At 42.5% G+C, this 17,411-nt stretch carries 20 protein-coding genes; 5 read left to right on the top strand and 15 right to left on the bottom strand.

What is annotated here, in order from left to right; translation table 11 throughout:
• Nucleotides 1-6 precede the first annotated feature (6 nt).
• The 7 genes from OO016_RS00340 to OO016_RS00310 form a co-directional block, all read right to left on the bottom strand.
• Nucleotides 7-411 carry a VOC family protein gene (locus tag OO016_RS00340; protein WP_266009988.1) on the bottom strand — a complete coding sequence of 135 codons (405 nt, stop codon included), beginning with the start codon at nucleotides 409-411 and terminating at the stop codon, nucleotides 7-9.
• Nucleotides 412-443: 32 nt separating this feature from the next.
• A complete protein-coding gene (locus tag OO016_RS00335; RefSeq protein ID WP_266009985.1) occupies nucleotides 444-830 on the bottom strand; it encodes a hypothetical protein in 387 nt (128 codons plus the stop codon).
• 64 nt (nucleotides 831-894) lie between these two features.
• Nucleotides 895-2,256, bottom strand: coding sequence for a TlpA family protein disulfide reductase (locus tag OO016_RS00330; protein WP_266009983.1), 1,362 nt, complete (start codon nucleotides 2,254-2,256; stop codon nucleotides 895-897).
• A 60-nt stretch (nucleotides 2,257-2,316) separates the two neighbouring features.
• Nucleotides 2,317-2,829 (bottom strand): hypothetical protein, encoded by a 513-nt coding sequence (locus OO016_RS00325; protein WP_266009981.1) that lies wholly within the window; start codon nucleotides 2,827-2,829, stop codon nucleotides 2,317-2,319.
• Between the two features lie 95 nt (nucleotides 2,830-2,924).
• Nucleotides 2,925-3,626: a CPBP family intramembrane glutamic endopeptidase gene (locus OO016_RS00320; protein WP_266009979.1), complete on the bottom strand. Its 702-nt coding sequence runs from the start codon at nucleotides 3,624-3,626 to the stop codon at nucleotides 2,925-2,927.
• 11 nt (nucleotides 3,627-3,637) lie between these two features.
• On the bottom strand, nucleotides 3,638-6,736 hold the full coding sequence (gene lacZ, locus OO016_RS00315; protein WP_266009977.1) for a beta-galactosidase, LacZ type: 3,099 nt from the start codon (nucleotides 6,734-6,736) through the stop codon (nucleotides 3,638-3,640).
• Between the two features lie 106 nt (nucleotides 6,737-6,842).
• Entirely contained in the window at nucleotides 6,843-7,316 is a 474-nt protein-coding gene (locus OO016_RS00310; RefSeq protein WP_266009975.1) for an ester cyclase, read from the bottom strand.
• Between the two features lie 186 nt (nucleotides 7,317-7,502).
• Between OO016_RS00310 and OO016_RS00305 the strand changes: the two genes are divergently transcribed.
• Nucleotides 7,503-7,928 carry a hypothetical protein gene (locus OO016_RS00305; protein ID WP_266009973.1) on the top strand — a complete coding sequence of 142 codons (426 nt, stop codon included), beginning with the start codon at nucleotides 7,503-7,505 and terminating at the stop codon, nucleotides 7,926-7,928.
• Nucleotides 7,925-8,620 carry a helix-hairpin-helix domain-containing protein gene (locus OO016_RS00300; RefSeq protein ID WP_266009972.1) on the top strand — a complete coding sequence of 232 codons (696 nt, stop codon included), beginning with the start codon at nucleotides 7,925-7,927 and terminating at the stop codon, nucleotides 8,618-8,620. Before OO016_RS00305 ends, OO016_RS00300 begins: the two co-directional genes overlap by 4 nt.
• Before the next feature lie 57 nt (nucleotides 8,621-8,677).
• Here the strand turns inward: OO016_RS00300 and OO016_RS00295 are convergent, their stop codons facing one another.
• The 6 genes from OO016_RS00295 to OO016_RS00270 all read right to left on the bottom strand — a co-directional run bounded on the left by OO016_RS00295 (nucleotide 8,678) and on the right by OO016_RS00270 (nucleotide 13,368).
• Nucleotides 8,678-9,682, bottom strand: a complete 1,005-nt coding sequence (locus tag OO016_RS00295) for an acetamidase/formamidase family protein (RefSeq protein WP_266009971.1) — start codon at nucleotides 9,680-9,682, stop codon at nucleotides 8,678-8,680.
• Nucleotides 9,683-9,757: 75 nt separating this feature from the next.
• Nucleotides 9,758-10,459 carry an NAD(P)-dependent oxidoreductase gene (locus OO016_RS00290; protein WP_266009970.1) on the bottom strand — a complete coding sequence of 234 codons (702 nt, stop codon included), beginning with the start codon at nucleotides 10,457-10,459 and terminating at the stop codon, nucleotides 9,758-9,760.
• A gap of 34 nt (nucleotides 10,460-10,493) precedes the next feature.
• Nucleotides 10,494-11,018, bottom strand: a complete 525-nt coding sequence (locus tag OO016_RS00285) for an ester cyclase (protein ID WP_266009969.1) — start codon at nucleotides 11,016-11,018, stop codon at nucleotides 10,494-10,496.
• A gap of 57 nt (nucleotides 11,019-11,075) precedes the next feature.
• Complete coding sequence (locus OO016_RS00280; protein WP_266009968.1) at nucleotides 11,076-11,843, bottom strand: DUF6090 family protein; 768 nt, start codon at nucleotides 11,841-11,843, stop codon at nucleotides 11,076-11,078.
• A gap of 121 nt (nucleotides 11,844-11,964) precedes the next feature.
• Nucleotides 11,965-12,642, bottom strand: coding sequence for a class I SAM-dependent methyltransferase (locus tag OO016_RS00275; RefSeq protein ID WP_266009967.1), 678 nt, complete (start codon nucleotides 12,640-12,642; stop codon nucleotides 11,965-11,967).
• Between the two features lie 12 nt (nucleotides 12,643-12,654).
• Nucleotides 12,655-13,368: a Type 1 glutamine amidotransferase-like domain-containing protein gene (locus OO016_RS00270; RefSeq protein WP_266009966.1), complete on the bottom strand. Its 714-nt coding sequence runs from the start codon at nucleotides 13,366-13,368 to the stop codon at nucleotides 12,655-12,657.
• A 187-nt stretch (nucleotides 13,369-13,555) separates the two neighbouring features.
• Between OO016_RS00270 and OO016_RS00265 the strand changes: the two genes are divergently transcribed.
• Both OO016_RS00265 and OO016_RS00260 read left to right on the top strand, forming a co-directional pair.
• Nucleotides 13,556-13,783 (top strand): hypothetical protein, encoded by a 228-nt coding sequence (locus tag OO016_RS00265; protein WP_266009965.1) that lies wholly within the window; start codon nucleotides 13,556-13,558, stop codon nucleotides 13,781-13,783.
• Between the two features lie 132 nt (nucleotides 13,784-13,915).
• The gene (locus tag OO016_RS00260; protein ID WP_266009963.1) at nucleotides 13,916-15,004 is read left to right on the top strand and encodes a DUF4932 domain-containing protein; all 1,089 of its coding nucleotides are present in this window, start codon (nucleotides 13,916-13,918) and stop codon (nucleotides 15,002-15,004) included.
• Nucleotides 15,005-15,061: 57 nt separating this feature from the next.
• Here OO016_RS00260 and OO016_RS00255 read toward each other — a convergent pair whose 3' ends face one another.
• Both OO016_RS00255 and OO016_RS00250 read right to left on the bottom strand, forming a co-directional pair.
• The gene (locus OO016_RS00255; RefSeq protein WP_266009961.1) at nucleotides 15,062-16,198 is read right to left on the bottom strand and encodes a serine hydrolase domain-containing protein; all 1,137 of its coding nucleotides are present in this window, start codon (nucleotides 16,196-16,198) and stop codon (nucleotides 15,062-15,064) included.
• Between the two features lie 61 nt (nucleotides 16,199-16,259).
• Nucleotides 16,260-16,790 carry a hypothetical protein gene (locus OO016_RS00250; protein ID WP_266009959.1) on the bottom strand — a complete coding sequence of 177 codons (531 nt, stop codon included), beginning with the start codon at nucleotides 16,788-16,790 and terminating at the stop codon, nucleotides 16,260-16,262.
• A gap of 147 nt (nucleotides 16,791-16,937) precedes the next feature.
• Here OO016_RS00250 and OO016_RS00245 point away from each other — a divergent pair, with 147 nt between their 5' ends.
• Nucleotides 16,938-17,381: a hypothetical protein gene (locus OO016_RS00245; protein ID WP_266009957.1), complete on the top strand. Its 444-nt coding sequence runs from the start codon at nucleotides 16,938-16,940 to the stop codon at nucleotides 17,379-17,381.
• The last annotated feature ends 30 nt before the right edge of the window (nucleotides 17,382-17,411 follow it).

The following is a 17,411-nucleotide window of genomic DNA, read 5'->3' as shown; positions in this document are numbered from 1 at the left end:
AGTTCCTCAGACATCAAATTGATCCTCGATAAAAAACAATACCACCCCATTGGGGTCCAGTACGGCAAAACTCCTATGTCCCCAGGCCTGGTCTTTGATCTCCTCTTTAAAAGGTACTCTCTTCTTCTTATACTTTTTAAACAATTCATCGATCTCCCACACCTGAACCACCATAAAAGCCCCTTGTGGATGCCGGTAGTCGAGGTCCTTAACTTTTTGTTGTTCATTGCCGGGCCTTTTCAGTACTTCGATCAGACCCATACCAGCTTTAAACAGAGATCCTTTATCGTCTTCACTTCTGTCCCAGGAATGCTCCAGTTTTAGTTCCAGCGTATCCCGGTAAAAACCACAGGTTTCCTGATATTTGTCCGTAAAGTAGGCAAACCTGAACTTTCCTTCTTTTTTTGCCATTATTTGATCCTATTGAAAATGCTTTTATGAATCTAATTTAAGTCAACATCCGTAATCACCAGGGTGTATTCAAAGCGGTTAATTGATGGTTCCGTCAATGACCAGATCTCATCTTCAACAGGATCCTGTTGATAACTCAGAATGAAATTGCCATTCTCTGACCTGTACAGCCTGATGTCGTTAAATACGAATGATTCCGAGGGAAGCAAAGGACTTGCTTCGTTCTTTAAAGCACTTCCGATGGACAATTCGGATTGGCCGGGCAATCCAACAAAGCGCTCCTGACTGTCCAGGAAGTATAGATCCGTACTGGAATCGTTCCGTATAATGTATGTGGTTTCGAAACCTGTATCCACATCATCGTCACATTGAAAAGCTACCAGAAAGGGAAATAGTAGGATCAGAAATATTCTTTTCATTGCTTTTTTTTTACAAAGATGCATAATCAGGATTAGGGTTGCTGAAGAAATGGAAATTCTGGTACTACATATTTTGAAGTTCATTTTCAATTATGTTGACCACGGATTCTGAAGGTTCCAGGATATTCCCATTGATAATGTCGCCCTGGGCATCAATAAGGATATACCTGGGAAGCGACTTGATGTTGTAATTTTGGGCGTAATCTGAGCGCATTCCCTCTCCTATGTAAAAATTGTTTGGGGACTCAGTTTCACCTTTTCGGTTTAGGTATTTTTCCCAGATTTCCCTGCTTGAATCTACTGAGATAAAGATTACCTCAACCCTGGGTTCGTCCTTGTATTGCTCTGCCAGGTCCAGGGCCTGTGGTTTTTGAATAAGGCAGGTGCCACACCAGGTAGCCCAGGTATCTATAAATACAATTTTACCTTTAAAATCAGAGAGTTTTATTGCTGTGCCATCAAGTTTTTCGGCTGTGAAATCAAAGGCTTTTTTGCCTTTGCCACTCACAAAATAACTGGTGGAAGCTCTTTTAAATATAGCGAAATAAGGGTTGTTAGCCTCAGCGTCTGCCAGGTGCTTCAATTCCTTTGTGTCGAAAAGCTTCTGGTGCTTCTCCCAATAGGAGGGAGACTCAATGATGTCTCTCAGATAAACCGCTTTCAGGAAGGAAAACAGGTCCCTGTTCGTTGTTTTCTCGTCAATATAATTGATGAAACTACCAATATTTGTAAGGGAATCATGTTGACGCAGGTAATTGATTTCATGCTTATATAAAATATTGTCTGGCAAGGTCTTGGCCCACCTTGTATTTTCATCTATTGTGCTTATGAACCGAAAGTAAGAATCATCTGGGGATAGTCTTTTTACAACCCTTCCAAAGAAGAGCAAGAAGCCATTGATTCTCTCTTCATTTTGGAAGTGCAGTAATTCCAACTCTGCCTTGCTCAATCTGCTTTTGTTTTTTTCAATAACAGTTCTCCTTTTATTCCTAAGCACTTCGAATAAATCTACAATGGAATCCATATCGGAAGTACTGTAAATAAATGGCTGATGCCTTCCAATGAAGTTATTGTTGCTTCGACTTATATAATTCAATAAAGAGTCCGAAAGCTTATCGGTGGCATAAGTGGAATCTGAAAAGACCCTTAGTTTCGTTTTTGTATTTGGTGCAAGCACTGTCAGATGGTAGTTATACCGATCTCCCCTTTTTTTGATAACACCAATGCTGACCGAATCAACGGGTAATGGTAATAAAGAATTCTGGTCCCTTGCATCAATCTTTGCAATGAGCTTGTCACTGATTAAGGCTGTGAGATACAGCGAGTCGATTGTACTGTTGTTTTCTTCCACTTGCAGGTAGGTCCCGTCATTTGACCCGCAGGAAAACAAAAGCGCAAGAACAGGCAGAATAATAAAGTATTTCATTAAAATAATTATTGATAAAAAGGAATCAGAAGATATTCTGAAGCCTGACAGCCCAAAATTCTAATTAGACATATACCTCGTTTTTCCACATTGGGCGTACTGGGCATCCCTATTTAAAGGTAGCTGGTAGTCTCTTGCAAACGCCAATACCAAACCAGCGTATTCCTTTCTTTTGGAATAGGAGACCTCATTATTCAGAATCCTGAAAAAGTAACTTTTTATTTTCCCATTGGGATCGAAATAAAACTTGTGTAAAATGTTAATATTATGATCATCAACCTGCCAGTCAAAATCATTCGCATTGAGGTATTTCCCTATCTCCTGATGTAGTTCCGTCCAGGACTCCATTATCTGGTCAAAGTCGGTTGTTGATATTTGCGGGCTAAGAAGGTTGGGATGTGTTTCGTCCAGGTTTAATTTGTCGAATTTGTTTTTATCTGCTTCATTGGCAAAATCATATATTGAGATATCTTCAGATTTTGCCGTCTCTTTCTCTACTTTTTTTTCTCCACAGCTAAGGAATAGGAGACAAAAGAGAAAAAAGTATAAAGGTGTAGCATTTTTGTTGTTCATTCTATATGGGATTTTTCGGGGATGCAAGATAGTTTTTTATCCCTTATTAAGAGACGATATCAGCCATTGCCTATAATGTTGAAACAGGCAGCAAATTATGGATCCGGGTACGTGAGCAGCAACAATGCCACCTGAATTCCGTCATAGAGAACATGGGCATATACCAGAGGCATTAAACGTTTCTTACTATAGAAGAAATAACCGCTTACTAAACCTTTAATGCCAATGGTAACCACTCCATAAGGACCCTGACTCCAATGGGCCAATCCAATTATTATTGCTGATAAGAGGATTACTAAAAGATTCCAAATAATATGTTCAGACCATTTCCAAAGGCTGGTTAAAAGAAACACCCTAATAAGTTCTTCATATAGGGCAATACCAATCCAAAGCACCGGACCAAACCAAATTAAAAGGAGCAATGGACTTTCCCGCATATCCAGCATCAAACCCAGTAATTCCACGTTGGAATTGAATTCAAGTATATTGGCCAAGGTGAGTCGCTCAATATAAAATAGGCCAAAATAGATAAGGGTTAATAGAATTCCCCAGACGATATCAGTGGTCCAGTTGCCCAGTCCTGAATTTAAATCAGCTAGTTTTTCCTTCAGAAAGTACTTTTTGAGTAAAATCAGAATGGTAATACTCAATCCACCAAAAAGCAGGGGATAGGTTATTAATTCAATGCTGGCAAAACCAGTAGATTGATGATTCCTGATCCATAGCATCAGTCCGAATGGGATAAATACGATAATGGATAAGGCAATAAAGGACTTTAATTTATTCACTTTATTCATTTCTTTTAGAATCAATTTAGTGGTCGAACGGGACTGATATTAAATCGATACCTATATTCCCTGTCTGGATAATAGCGATACTGTTCATGGGGTCTGGCTCCCCAGCTGTTGTCACCACCCACGCCCATCATTTTATGGTCGATGTGCAATTCCACAAAATCACCTTCCACTAACTCATTATAGCGCCTGCCGGTTTTCTTTTCGCCCGGGTCCAGGTCTGCCGTGGTAAAATGCAGGGCATTAAACTCGAAAGGGGCCTTTATGGCAGTAACCTTTAATCCCAATCCGGATTCCCCTGTTAAGTTAAGCCAGCGTACTTCAGTTTTATGGCCGTTTTCCTGGGGCCGTGTATAAGGATAATACTGTTCTGCTACATTACTTCGATACAGGCCAATCTTCGCGCTGTGGTTTCGGTCCACATAATTCTCCCAGGGTCCTTTTCCATAATATTTCAGATTGTCCAGGGATCTGTGAAGCTGTGTTTTCATGCCAATACGAGGGATTTCCGGCAATTCGCTGTTCCGGGGCGTGAACAGATAATCAACCATTACTACCCCCAGGGCATTAACCGTATAGTATATTTCTAGTTCGGCATTGACGGATTCCAGCGCATATTTGGTTTTGACAATAATTTCGGAGGCTGAGATTTCCCGGTAGCTGAAATCAGCCAGTTTACCCTCGCTAAAGGCTGTTTTCCAGGGCTTGCAGCGAATGGGCAAATTGTTGCCAAAATCGTTATCTGTGGGGGCCCGCCAGAAAGTGGGTTCCAAAGGCTGAATCATTAGTTCTTTCTGGTCGATCTTGTAAGAGCTCAGTAAACCGGTTTGCCTTGAGAAAAATAGTTCGACCCCTGATCCGGACAACAGCAATTCATTTTTACGTTCTTTTACCCTTAATCCCTCATTGATGTGGGCATTATTATCTGCAAAATCGTAAGGGGTCAATACAAACTGCTCTTCGGCAAGGGTATAGCCCATGGGTACCAGCTTGTTGTTGCCAATGCGTTTGGCATGTAGATTTAGTAAATATTCATTACCCTCTTTAATTTTCGATTTATCAATATTCAGTGGAAAGGCCTTTTCCTGCTGTGGCTCTATGTCTTTGGGGGTAAACCAGCCCCGCTGAACTGCGATTCCATTTTCCATAAGCTCCCAGGTGATCAGGTAACCATCCAGATCCTTGAAGAAGTGGTCGTTATGTATGAACACCTGCCTGGCCGTAAGGTCTAGTTTTCTGAAATGCACATTCTGGTACACTTTTTTTACCTCCATGGCGCCGGGATGCATGCTCCAATCCGGATTGACCAGTCCGTTCAGGCAAAAATTCCCATCATTGTATATACCTTCAGGTTCGAAATGCCCGCCATAAGCCCAGTACGATTTACCCTTCTCATCGTACTGTATGAGGCCCTGGTCCATCCAGTCCCATATAAATCCCCCCTGAATTTTGGGGTTAGAGTATACCAGGTCCCAGTACTCCTTGAAGTTCCCGTTGCTGTTCCCCATGGCGTGTGAATATTCACACCAGATAAATGGGCGTTGTTCCTTACCTTCTGTATATAATTTTTTAACCTCGGGAATACGCATGTACATATTGCCAATGATATCGGTGTGATTTTCCTTCACATCGGTCATTTTTTCGGCACGTTCATAATGGATAGGACGGGTTTCGTCATAGCCTTGCGTAGCCTTGTAGCTTTCGAGGAAATTGGGTCCGGTACCTGCTTCATTGCCCATGCTCCATACGATAATGGAGGGGTGGTTCTTGTCGCGTTTAACCATATTCATAACCCGTGAAACGTGCGCCTCTTTCCATTCCGGAACGTTTGCCAGGGTATGTTCGGGATTGTAGCCCATGCCGTGCGATTCAATATTGGCCTCATCATACAGATAGAGGCCATACTCATCACACAGGCTATACCAGAGCGGATCATTCGGATAATGGCTGGTCCTCACCGCATTGATGTTGAGGCGCTTCATGGTTTCTATGTCCTTTATCATGGTCTCCCTGTTCACCACATGCCCCGTATGTGGATTGTGCTCGTGACGGTTTACTCCTTTGATCAGGATGGGTTTCCCATTGACCAGAAGCTGCCCTCCTTTGATTTCGCTGGTTCTGAAACCTACTTTGACAGTAGTGGCTTCAATAACTTCATTGTCTTCTGCAAGGACAAGCAGCAGGGTATACAGGTTAGGTGTTTCTGCCGTCCATTTTTTTATGTTGGGAAGAAAGGAGGCAAACCTTTGTTTTTTTTCTGTTTTTCCAGGAAGATCAAGCGTTGAAATTCCCTTGGAAACATCCCGGCCCTGTGGATCCAGCAGTATGCATTCCAGCTCAAGGCCGGCATCGTCTTCACCAATATTTGTAATATCCACAGACAGTTGAAATACCCCGTTTTCGTAGCTTTCATCCAGTCCTGCTTTGGCAAAAAAGTCGCGAATATAGGTCTTGGGTCGTGCCAACAAATATACATCCCGTTGTATTCCGGATAAACGCCAGAAGTCCTGGTCTTCCAGGTAGCTGCCATCTGTAAACTGAAATACCTGAACAGACACCTTATTCTCACCGGATTTCAGATATGGGGTAATATTAAATTCCGACGGAAGTTTGGAATCCTGGCTGTAGCCCACTTTATGATCGTTGATCCATATGTCGAAACCGGATTTAACCGCGCCCAGGTAGATGAAAATTTCCCTGTCCTCCCAGTTTTCGGGAAGCGTAAAAAACGTGACGTAGGAGCCTACAGGGCTGTAATCATCTTTAATATTCGGCGGATTTTTCTCAAAAGGGTATTGTATGTTGTTGTACTGGGCGAAACCATAGCCGTGCAATTCCCAGTTGGCCGGCACAGGGATAGTATCCCACTTTCTCACATCGTATGTGGTTTTATAGAAATCTTTGGGCCGTTGAGATGTTCTGGGGACATAATTGAATTTCCAGTTGCCATTGAGGCTTTGGATATAAGCACTTTCTGAGACCTCACCACTGAGTGCTTTTTCAACATTTTCGAAGGGGACAAAACTGGCTCGTGCCTCCTCTTTGTTTATGGCGAACACGCTTGGGTCTTCCCAGTAGTTTTGGGCCTTGGACGATAGTGTTATTGCCAACATAACCAGTAATAATAGAGATTTTGATTTGAGTATTCTCCTTGTTGACATGTTAATTTGTTCCAATATCTATTACCTGATAGATTTTAGTAATTATTACGGCTGATTTTTAATTTCCCTCAAGTTGCTTTTGGTAATCCTCAGCATCGAACGTCCCGATTGAATTCTGAATAAGTCCCTCCTGGTTCATGGTCCATTCTTCAAACCCGCTGAAATCGACTTTGTTTCCGCTGCCACCGGGTCCGGTGTTGGTTCCTTTAAAGTTCCAATAGTATCTGTATATGCCGTTATCTGCGGTTAAACTGTCCATGGTTAAGACCATGTCCGGGAAGGCCTCCATAAAAGACCGGGCAGTCTCCTTCAATTGTTTTCTTCCAATGGCCGGTTTACCAAGATTTATGGTCAAAACACCATTTAAAGCATAAAACGAGGCCATTTTTTCAGGCTGTTTACTGTTCCAGGCATCTGTATATTGTTGTCCGAATTCGACCATTTTATCGAAGTCGGATTTTTCAGATTTGCATCCGTACACCATCGTTATGATAATTAACATCAAGGCAGAAGTTGAGATTGCAGCTTTCATAAATAGTCGAATTTGATTCAGATTTTGGCCTACTTGGTACACACAGTCTAATATAACATTTTATCGACTGAAGTTTTCATTGTGGTGTAACTCAAGTTAGCTTTTGATCAAATTATTTAGAATTTATCTAAATAATTTTTATAACCGGGTTAGGCTGCTTATTTTTATGCGCCAATACAAAAACCAGTGAACAAAACCAGTGAGTTTGGCTTAAAGCGGGTCATTATTGTGGCTCTCTTATTTATGATGGTTGGTACTGCCTTGGAATTGTACTTACTGAATCATTATGAAGGTACACTTCAGCTTATCCCAATTATTTGTATTGGAGCTTCTATAACGACATTAGCCATATTGCATTTCCACAGGACAACCTACACAATACGGATTTATAAGCTGGTCCTGGGGTTGACTGCCCTGAGCGGCGTTTATGGAACTTTCCTGCACCTTCAGGCTAACTTTGAGTTTGAAGTGGAGATGAAACCAACAGCAAAAACATGGGATTTGTTTCTGGAAAGCTTATCCGGTGCATTGCCTTCCCTTGCGCCGGGCAGTATGATTGTATTAGCATTAATCGGTTATTCATATTTATTACTTTTAAAACAAAAACAATGAGAAATTTTACAAAACTAATATTGGGCTGTGCCCTGTTAAGCATATCCATGATCGCTTGTAAACAAGCCAAGGAGGGGGAAAAAGCTGGAGAAGCGGCTACAGAACAATCAGAAGCACAGGCTGAAGAAGCTGCAGCGCCAGAAAAGGCAACTGCTGGAGTGCTGAATGCCAACCTGGCCACAGAAGAGGAACTGAATGCAATGGGCCTTTCGTCAGACGTGGTCACCCAGATCCTGGAAAAAAGGCCTTTTTTAAGCATGAATGACTTCGATGTTCTTATGGGCGATGCCAATAAAGAAGAGCTATACAAACAAATATTCGTTCCATTTAACCTGAACACAACTGCCGAAGCTGATTTTAAAATGATTCCGGGGGTAGGCGACCGCATGGCGCATGAGTTTGAGGAATATCGGCCGTACACCAGCATACAGCAGTTCCGTCGTGAAATTGGAAAATATGTGGATGAGGATGAAGTAGCACGCTACGAGAATTATGTTTTTGTTCCCGTTGAGCTAAATACCGCATCCGAAGAGGATATTAAGGCCCTGCCAGGTGTTGGCGACCGCATGGCGCATGAGTTTGAGGAGTACCGACCATACAGCAGTATGGAGCAGTTCAGGAAAGAAATTGGCAAGTATGTGGATGATAAGGAACTGGCCCGACTGGAGCGATTTGTGTACCTTAAGGACTAATCAGAATTTTCCGTAAAAAGAAAAAGGTCATCCTGTTATGAAGCAGGATGACCTTTTTTATTTGAATACGTCCTTTGGAATATGCATGGTAACCAGCATATGGGGCATGTCTACCACTTCTGCGATTTTCAGGTCGCCTATCAGGGAACATAGCATATAGGCATCGCCTTCAGACATGCCGTAGGTTTCTGAAATATGGGATATCATGTATTTCGTGGCCTTTTTGGCAGCCTCGTCTATGGTGGTCCCGTAACCTGTTGTAGCGTAATATTCGTCCGTTTCATACTGGGGTTCTTCTATTTTTTTGTCCTTGAGAACACTAATCCTCAAAAGCGCACGCATATCGCATTCCACTGCTGTACCTACGACTTCCCCCAGGCCCTGAACGGCGTGGGAATCTCCCACAGACAGCAAAGCCCCTTCCACGAATACAGGCAGGTAAACGGTTGTACCTTTGATCATGTTGGGATCGTCCATATTGCCCCCATTCGCCCTTGGGGGAAAGGTTACCAGCATCTCTTCAGTTGGGGGTGCAACCCCAATAACCCCCAGAAAGGGTTTTAAGGGAATGCTAATGTTTTCTGAGAAATTGACCCGGTTATTCTCCTTATCCAGGGCATAGGTTTTGAAGCCATGTGTCTCCCATTCGCCTGCCAGAAATCCGAAATCCGGTCCCATACCGGTCCATCCCCAGTCTCCGGGTTCCAGGTCCAGGATCTCTACGGCCAGGACATCGCCTGCTTGAGCACCTTCCACGTAAATGGGCCCGGTTAAAGTGTGGATTTTATCCATATCCACATTATCGAAGTCTTCCTGGGTGGAGTTTAAGTTTAGTTGTCCGCCTGTAGCTTCCAGTGTAAATACTTCTACCACGCTCCCATCAGGAACCTGAAGCTGGTGGGGGATAGTACTGCTGAACTTGTCGTGGGTCTTATCTGTGGTCAGGGTATATTCTGCTTTGGGCAGGACTTCTTCAGGCATAACCGTTGGTTCGGAAACTGTATCATTTTTGCATGCGAACAGGGGAGTGATAACAAGAGAGTAAAGCAGTATTTTTTTCATGATTCAAAAGGATTAATGGGATGAGTATGTAGCAATATTAAGATAAATTCCTCGCAGCTGCTATTTCCAGGATATTTATACGCCTTGTGTGGTACTATTAGCATGTAATTTTGCAGAGGCCGCCTGGCAGCCCACAATGGCAGGTGCTTTATGGATGAGATTGTTATTTTCAAGCGCCGCTACCATAAACAGGGCAAAGTCTATGCGCCGTGTGAGGTTGCTCTGCAGTACGGGATCCCCAACATGCTCACTCCATACGGGTAATCCCTGGCTTTCTCCTTCCTCCAGGTCGCTCCCTCGAACTACGGTCCATTGGGTGTTGCTGGCAAAAATTCTCCTGCAGGCTTCATCCTGATCCTCCAATTCCGCGAAACGAAACAATCTGGCCAGAAACCCGAAGATCTTTAAAAAGGCTTTGAATCTCCACTTGTAGACATCTTTCCCATCGAGGCTTATGTGCCATCCACATGAAAAAATCAATCGGGCATCGGGTTCCGCAAAATCCAGGACTGCCTGGGCTGTTCCGGATGCGTATTGCTGAACCCCCCAGGGGACCAAAACAACCAGTACACCCTGGCAGCCGGAAACAGCGCGTTCAATAACTTCGCGGTCATTTGTTGCACCCGGGATTATGGTAATCTGATCTTCAAAATCCTTTAGTTTTTCCACACTTTGCTTACGGCAAACACCAACCACCTCATATCCGCGATCCAGCGCATGTTGTACCATGTATTTACCGAGTTTGCCAGAGGCACCAACAACGCAAACCTTTTTCATATTACTGGGGGTATTTCATCTATCAATGCAATGCTTATTCCTTCACCCTAAGCTCCATGCCAAGTTTTTGGTATAAGCCAAGCAAATCTGCCTCTTCCCTGAGTTCCACAAGTTTGGAGTTCTCAAACCGGCAAATGAATATTTGACCAATCTCAACCGTATTGCCGGTAGGCGGCAGGCCGGTGAAATCGCCACTATGTGTTCCGCTAACCGTTGCGCGGACAATAACCATATTATCGACAGCATTAATATCCTGGATATTATGTTTTAGGTCCGGAAAGGCTGTATTTACCGCCTTCCAGAATTCCTTGTGTTGATCCTTACTCAATGCTTCACCATTGCTTGGGAAATAATATGCATACTCAGGGCTACAGATTTCATCTAAAAAATCCACATTATTATTATCCCCCTCTTGCAGGAGTTTTTTTACCAGGGCGATGTTGTTTTCGGCGATTTCTGCCTGCGCTTTTTGTTCTGCCGGTATTTCCTTGGATTTATTGTCTTGGCAGCTTAATAATGTAAAAACGAGTATTGTTAAAATTGAAAGTATTTTTTTCATGCTGGTTGATTAAAATGTTAAATATTGGCTATGCTTTTACCTATTGTCGCGCTTTTATTATTTGCTTAACTCCTGATCAATAGAAGTAAGAACAGACTTACATTTTTTAATTAATTTGGTCCGGTAACCATTGTTTGCTTTCTGATAAAAGGCTACTCCTGACATAGTTCTCACAAACAATTTGAACTCTGGACTTTCCTTTTGATTAAGAAATGAATAATCACCTTCATTGAACATTTCCTCAGTTGTATATATGTCCGAAACTGAGCTTCCGAATTTGATGAAATCTGTTTTTGAGTCCATGTTTGATGCCATACCAATCATCCACTCACTTATAGCCTGTAGCAACACCTTGGTCTGATCATACTCACTATATAAATCAAGTATTTCGTCTTTTAAATCCTGATTTTTAATTAACCCTAGAGTCCCCGAACTCAACATGCTTTTGTAAGTATTATCATTAGGAGAAAATGCCTGATCCAACATTTGATCCCAGGTTGCACTCATTTTTTCTACTTCTCCCATTGTATCAACACCATCATACAATTCAATAAGGAGTGTCTTTAAATCTTCTCTCAATAGATCATTGCGGACAATATCACTATTAAAGTTAATAGTGTCTTTTACTAGATCACGATGAATTCTGAGTAATAGGTCGTCTCCTAAACGACTTTCTTTTTTGCTCTGATTCCAATTGTTAACTGCTAAGGCAATTAAAATACCAATAACCACAAGTACTATTTCACCAAGCGCATAAAGCAAATACTTACTGAATTTATTTTCAGAAAGTAGTTTTTGTCTGATTCTGCGAAAGAATTTTATCATTGGTTAGTCATTGGTCAAGATAGTTATCGGGATAAAACACAACTGATTATACCCCAACTAATATAAGACATTATCCCCCGAGGACTTCGGATATAGAAATACAGGATTTATTTTGCACGAATTACTGTAATCCCATTTTACATCGGATGATATATTGATAAGGCAACAGGTTTACTTCAACCTGAAAATGGGTATACCCCGCCTTTTTTAACTCGCTAATTACGGTGTCTATGGGAATTTTATGATGCCTGGGGCCTACCGGTATCTCTGCATCAAAGAAATCGATGATTACCAGTTCGCCCCGGCTTTTCAGTCCATTTTTGACTTTAGCGAAATATTCAGGGCGGTTTTCGATATGGTGATAAGTGTTTACCATAAGCACCATATCCACTTCATTATCTTCCAGTCCGGGGGAATCATAAGGGATCTTCCTGGTGGTGAGATTTTCAATTTTCTCCCCCTCGATGCGTTCCTTAATTAAAGCCTGAAACTCATCGTTGACATCCGCGGCAATTACCCGGGCTCCTTTTTTGGCCATTTTTACTGAAAAATATCCGGATCCGGATCCGATATCCATGATCTTCTTACCTGAGATATTCCCCAGATAACTGAGCACTTTCTCGGGTTTTTGATAAGCATCCCGTTCCGGTGATTCAAAACGCGATGCAAGATCGTTTACCGAAGATTGATGCATATACTCATTCGCCGTTCCGGGGGCATGTTCCTTCCTGTGCTTAGGCTCCTGACCCTGGCAGGCCAGCAGGCCGCCCAGTGAAATCACAATAAATAGGTTCTTCATTTTTTCAAAGATTTATTGGTTATGTGCAGTTGAGTGGAGGAATTCAGGTTCCAGGAAGCTTTCCGTTAATGATTCTTTCATTTCAAATCGGATAGCGCGCTTATTTTCCTGTGAGGAAATGACTCTCACCAACTGCTCATCTACAAAATGCAGGGCTACACCATCGTCGCAGGCTATCCCGGCTTTCATCCTGCCATTGGCTATCTCTTGCCTGTAGACGGGTTGTCGTTTGGGCTCTCCGTCAAAATGCGGGCAATTGCTGCCTTTCAGGAACCCCAGACAGTTTAAGGTATTGAGCTGGTTGGGAACGGAATCCGTGAGTCCCTGCTCAAACCAGCATATGGAACCTGCACTGACGCCGCTGAGAATGGTTCCTTTGTTGTATGCTTTTCTGATGATTTTGTCCAGGCCCCATTCCTTCCACAAGACCAGCATGTTTCGCGTATTGCCACCACCCACGAACAGGATATCCTGATCCAGGATAAATTCTTCGATCTTATCCGTATGTCCGTAGAATAAGGCCAGATTGCTGGGGGTGCAGGCTTTGGATTTGAAGAACTTATAAAAATTCTGGATATAGGCTTCGGAATCACCACTGGCTGTCCCAATGAAACAAATCTTAGGATTGGTTTTGGGAGATTGCTTAAGGATATAATCATCCAAAAGCGGATTTTCCGGTTCATCGGAAAAGCCTCCTCCTCCAAGGGCTATGATCTGGCGTTTCATGGTTAATTATAGCTTTTTGCGCATTATGCGATCTAATATAGCATTTTATCCCTTGAGGTTAGCAGCCTGGAATTGATTGATAATCGCCATATTGCATATTCCGAATAATTGCGAACAGGCTCAGGATTAAAATGGATATAATTGGTACAAAATCAGTATATTGGAGTACAACTATAAACAACTAGCCATGGAACAAAATCGAAACCACACCAAGATCAGATTACACGACCTAATTGTTGGCCTGCTTTACGGAATTAGTGTTGTTTTAGCCTTTACGGTAGACATACAGTGGCTTTATATGGCCGGGGCAGTAGCTTTTCTGCAAATCATCAGCCCGCTAACCAAGTTTTGCCCGGTGTATTTTATCCTGAATAAAATAATGCCCGGGACAGATCCGGTTCAAAACGGGAAGTAAATTGAAAGAGGGCAGGAATTCAGATGCCCTCAATTCATTAACCACAGCTTCCTGTGCGCTGTTAAGATTTTCACCTGTAACAGATGGGAAGCTTATGCGTCGTTATATCACATAACCATTTGCAGCTATAACATGAAATATGCATTAATTGCCCTGCTATTCCTGTTTCACTGGACTAATCCAAATGATTTTCAGCCTTTGTCAGAGGAATATTGCTTTGAAGAGCAAGTAATTGAAGTTAACGAAACGGTTGAACTTGCCCTGATAATAGCGGCCTTATCGGAACTGGATCGGTCTACAAACAATAGTATTAACAGGGATACCGATTATTATGCAGAACTGGAGGAATACTTTAAAGATTTTCGTAATCATCCTGTATTTGAGAGATTAGGTTCTGAATTCAACCTGCCCCGACTGGCAGGAAATGCGGCCAACTACAGATTTGACGAAGAAGGAAAATTATATCTGCTTAAAGGATCCCAGGATCTCTGGAAGGATTCGGCTAAAAACTACTTTGCAAACAACCTGAATGAGATTCAGGATTTTGCGGATAAGACCGAATATCAAAAATTTTACCGAAGCAAGCAGGATTTGTATGCCAGTTATGTTCAGAATACTGCCGAAGCCGTTGATGAAAGGGATATGCTGGACTGGCTATCCGCTCAGTTCGATATTGAGGTAAGGCCCGTAAAAGTGTTTATCTCCCCATTGATGTCCGGATTTCACTGGACCACGCTTTACAGTAAACAGCAGCGCATCTGGATCAACCCCCTGGATCCCTCTAAAATGAAAGATTTGAATGAATTTGAGAAATTGCGGTATGCCAGGGTAATATTCACTGAGCTGGACCACGGTTATGTCAACCCTGTGAGCAGCAAGCATGTTAAACAAATCGAAGTTGCAATGTCTGATCCCGAAATATGGGGAAATACCAGGGATGCAGAGTATTATTTTTCACCAGAACTTAAGTTCAATGAATACATGACCTGGTCGGTTTACCTGCTTTATGTAAAAGACAAACTCAGGGACAGACAAGAGGAATTCAACCGAATATTTCAGGAAACCTCCCAATCTATGACCAGAGGTAGGGGCTTTATTCGATTTGAGGCCTTTGCAGAAAAGACACTGGAACTCTACATTTCAAAGCCTTCCAAAAAAGTACAGGAGATTCAAATGGAGATGATCCTATGGTGCACCGAATATCAGGCATCAAAAGAATAATGGAGAAGCAAGCCCGGTAAACAGGATTAATCATTTATGATTTTAATTTAAGAAATCCTATTGTTCCATGGCTTTGACAATGGTACCGCTAATAGTGGGTAATTGCCTCAGGATACCTGTTCTGGCTCGATCCGAAGTATTGATCTGATAACAGATGCCAAAGCTGTATTTCGGAAAATAAAGCATATTGGTAATATACCCTGGCATAAAACCGCTGTGGCCGTAAACCATTCCGTCAGGGGTTTCCCGTATATGAACACCCAGGCCCCATTCACCGCCCAACCTTCCTGCATCTATACCCTTAAAATATTCATTGAGTAAGGAATTGTCAAACATCTGACCTTCATAGATCTTTTTCCCCAGTATTGCCAGGTCATGTGTGGTGATTACAAGACCACCACCAGCCCACTCAAACTGCAGGTTGTAATTGCTCTTTCCTTCCTTGTCAAATTGAAGGCCTGGGAAGAAAGAATCATCCGGGGCGTTGTATCCCTGTGCTATTTTCTGGAAAGACCTTCCTGTCTGCGGAACCACATTTTTTAACCCGGCTTTATCCAAGACTCTGGTCTGCACTTCATCATAAAGCGAATTCCCTGTCACTTTTTCAATAAGCATACCCAGGATGATATAATTGGTGTCTGAATAGGCGAAATCTGTGCCGACATCAAACAGAGGTTCCGAGTCAAAAATGTAAGACAGAAGTTCCTCCGGTTTCCACTTCTTGTTTACATCCACTGTAACATCTTCCTGGAACGTCTCACTAAAAACATATCGGGGGATGCCTGTTTCATGCCTCATCAGGGAGCGGACGGTAAGTTGTTTGGCATTGGGTATCTGGCTGAACCAGGGATAGTCGGACATGGCATTGTAAATGGGTTCATCCAGCTTTATCTTTCCTTCCCCGATCAATTGCAGGGCAACTACAGAGTAGAAAACCTTACCTGTGCTACCCCCCAACATCTTTGTGTCTGAACTCATTTCAATACCTTTCTCAATATCGGCATATCCTCTGGTTAATGTTTCGGTAGTACCATCGGGAAATACAATGGATAGGGATATCCCGGGAACATTTGCCTCAGTCCATATTTCATCGAGCCTTTCATCGACAGCATCAAGGATTGCGGCATTATTATCAGACTGGGCACTTAAAAGGCCCAACCATAATACACAGCTTAACAGGAGGATTTTTTTCATTATCGTTTTGTATAAAAAGTTTACGAATTATGTGCAGATAGGACCAGGTAACTGAAATACATTACTCGCTCCTGGAAGGCAAATACTTTTCAGGGATCGGATTTTCTTCGGTCTCCTGTGTAAAATAAATATTCATCACCATCCATCTATCACCAGTGTACATTAACTGAATGCTATTTATGCCCCGCATAAAAGGTGTCTTATCTGCTGCAGTCCGGAAGCTTTCGTAACTGGAAAATACGTGTGCTATGGGCCCGAACCTTTCAGTAACCTTGTGCAGTTCTTTTTCGTAAAAGCCATTTTCATACATCCATTTACTGGCACTTTCAATATACTCTTCAATGGTAATATACCTTGAATTATATGTGCTGTCTTCTTGCTTTCCGGCAATAACCAGTTTGGCTTCAGGGTGAAACAGGTACCTGAAAAAGTCCCAGTCCCTTTGCTGGCCCTTTGGCCCGGAAATTACATCGTAAAGGGCTTCAACGGTGCTGTCTATGGTTTTTACTTTTTGATGGTACTTGCTTGATTCCTGAGCAAAGCCCCCTATGCAGAAGAATCCAAGAATCAGGGAGAAAAGAACTTTTTTCATGTTTGTAAGATTATTTGATTTTCAAGATAGGGAATTAGGCTAATTATTTCTCAATTGTGAATTACCGCTGCCCTTTGCGAGGAGATATTATGAGCTTATCAGCAAAAAAATTATCTTACTCCGCATATTACCAATATTCAAATACAGATGATGAGACAATTCAACTACATCCTGGTTCTTGGGGCCGTGATCGTTTTAAGCTGTTATGGTTGTGGCAATAATAAAAATGCTCATATAGGTGCCTGGGAAATGGTTTACTTCCGGTCTGTTTATAGGAATGACACCACGGAGATGAAAAGTAATGGCACTCCTTTGGGCATAACCTTGTTAACACCAACACACTTCTCATATCAATGGAAGGACAGTCCCGACGGTGCTGCCGGGACGTATACCTATGACGGCAAGGTTATCCACCAGAAGTTCGAGTATTTGGAGGTCCCTACGTTCGTAGGCGCCAGGTTATCTTTTAATATGGAAGTGCGCAACGATTCCATTATTTTTTCCGGACCTGTAAAAGCAGTTTCCGCTATCGGATCGGATATAATGGACATGGTTCCACAGCTTTATGAAATCAGAAGGAGGGTCAAATAGTGAAACAGAAGGCTCGGATTTCAAATCCGA

The organism is Lentiprolixibacter aurantiacus (genome assembly GCF_026241225.1).
Taxonomy (GTDB): Bacteria; Bacteroidota; Bacteroidia; order Flavobacteriales; family Flavobacteriaceae; genus Lentiprolixibacter; species Lentiprolixibacter aurantiacus.
The sequence above is the reverse complement of the archived record's forward strand: the minus strand, read 5'-3'. Positions and strand labels throughout refer to the sequence as shown.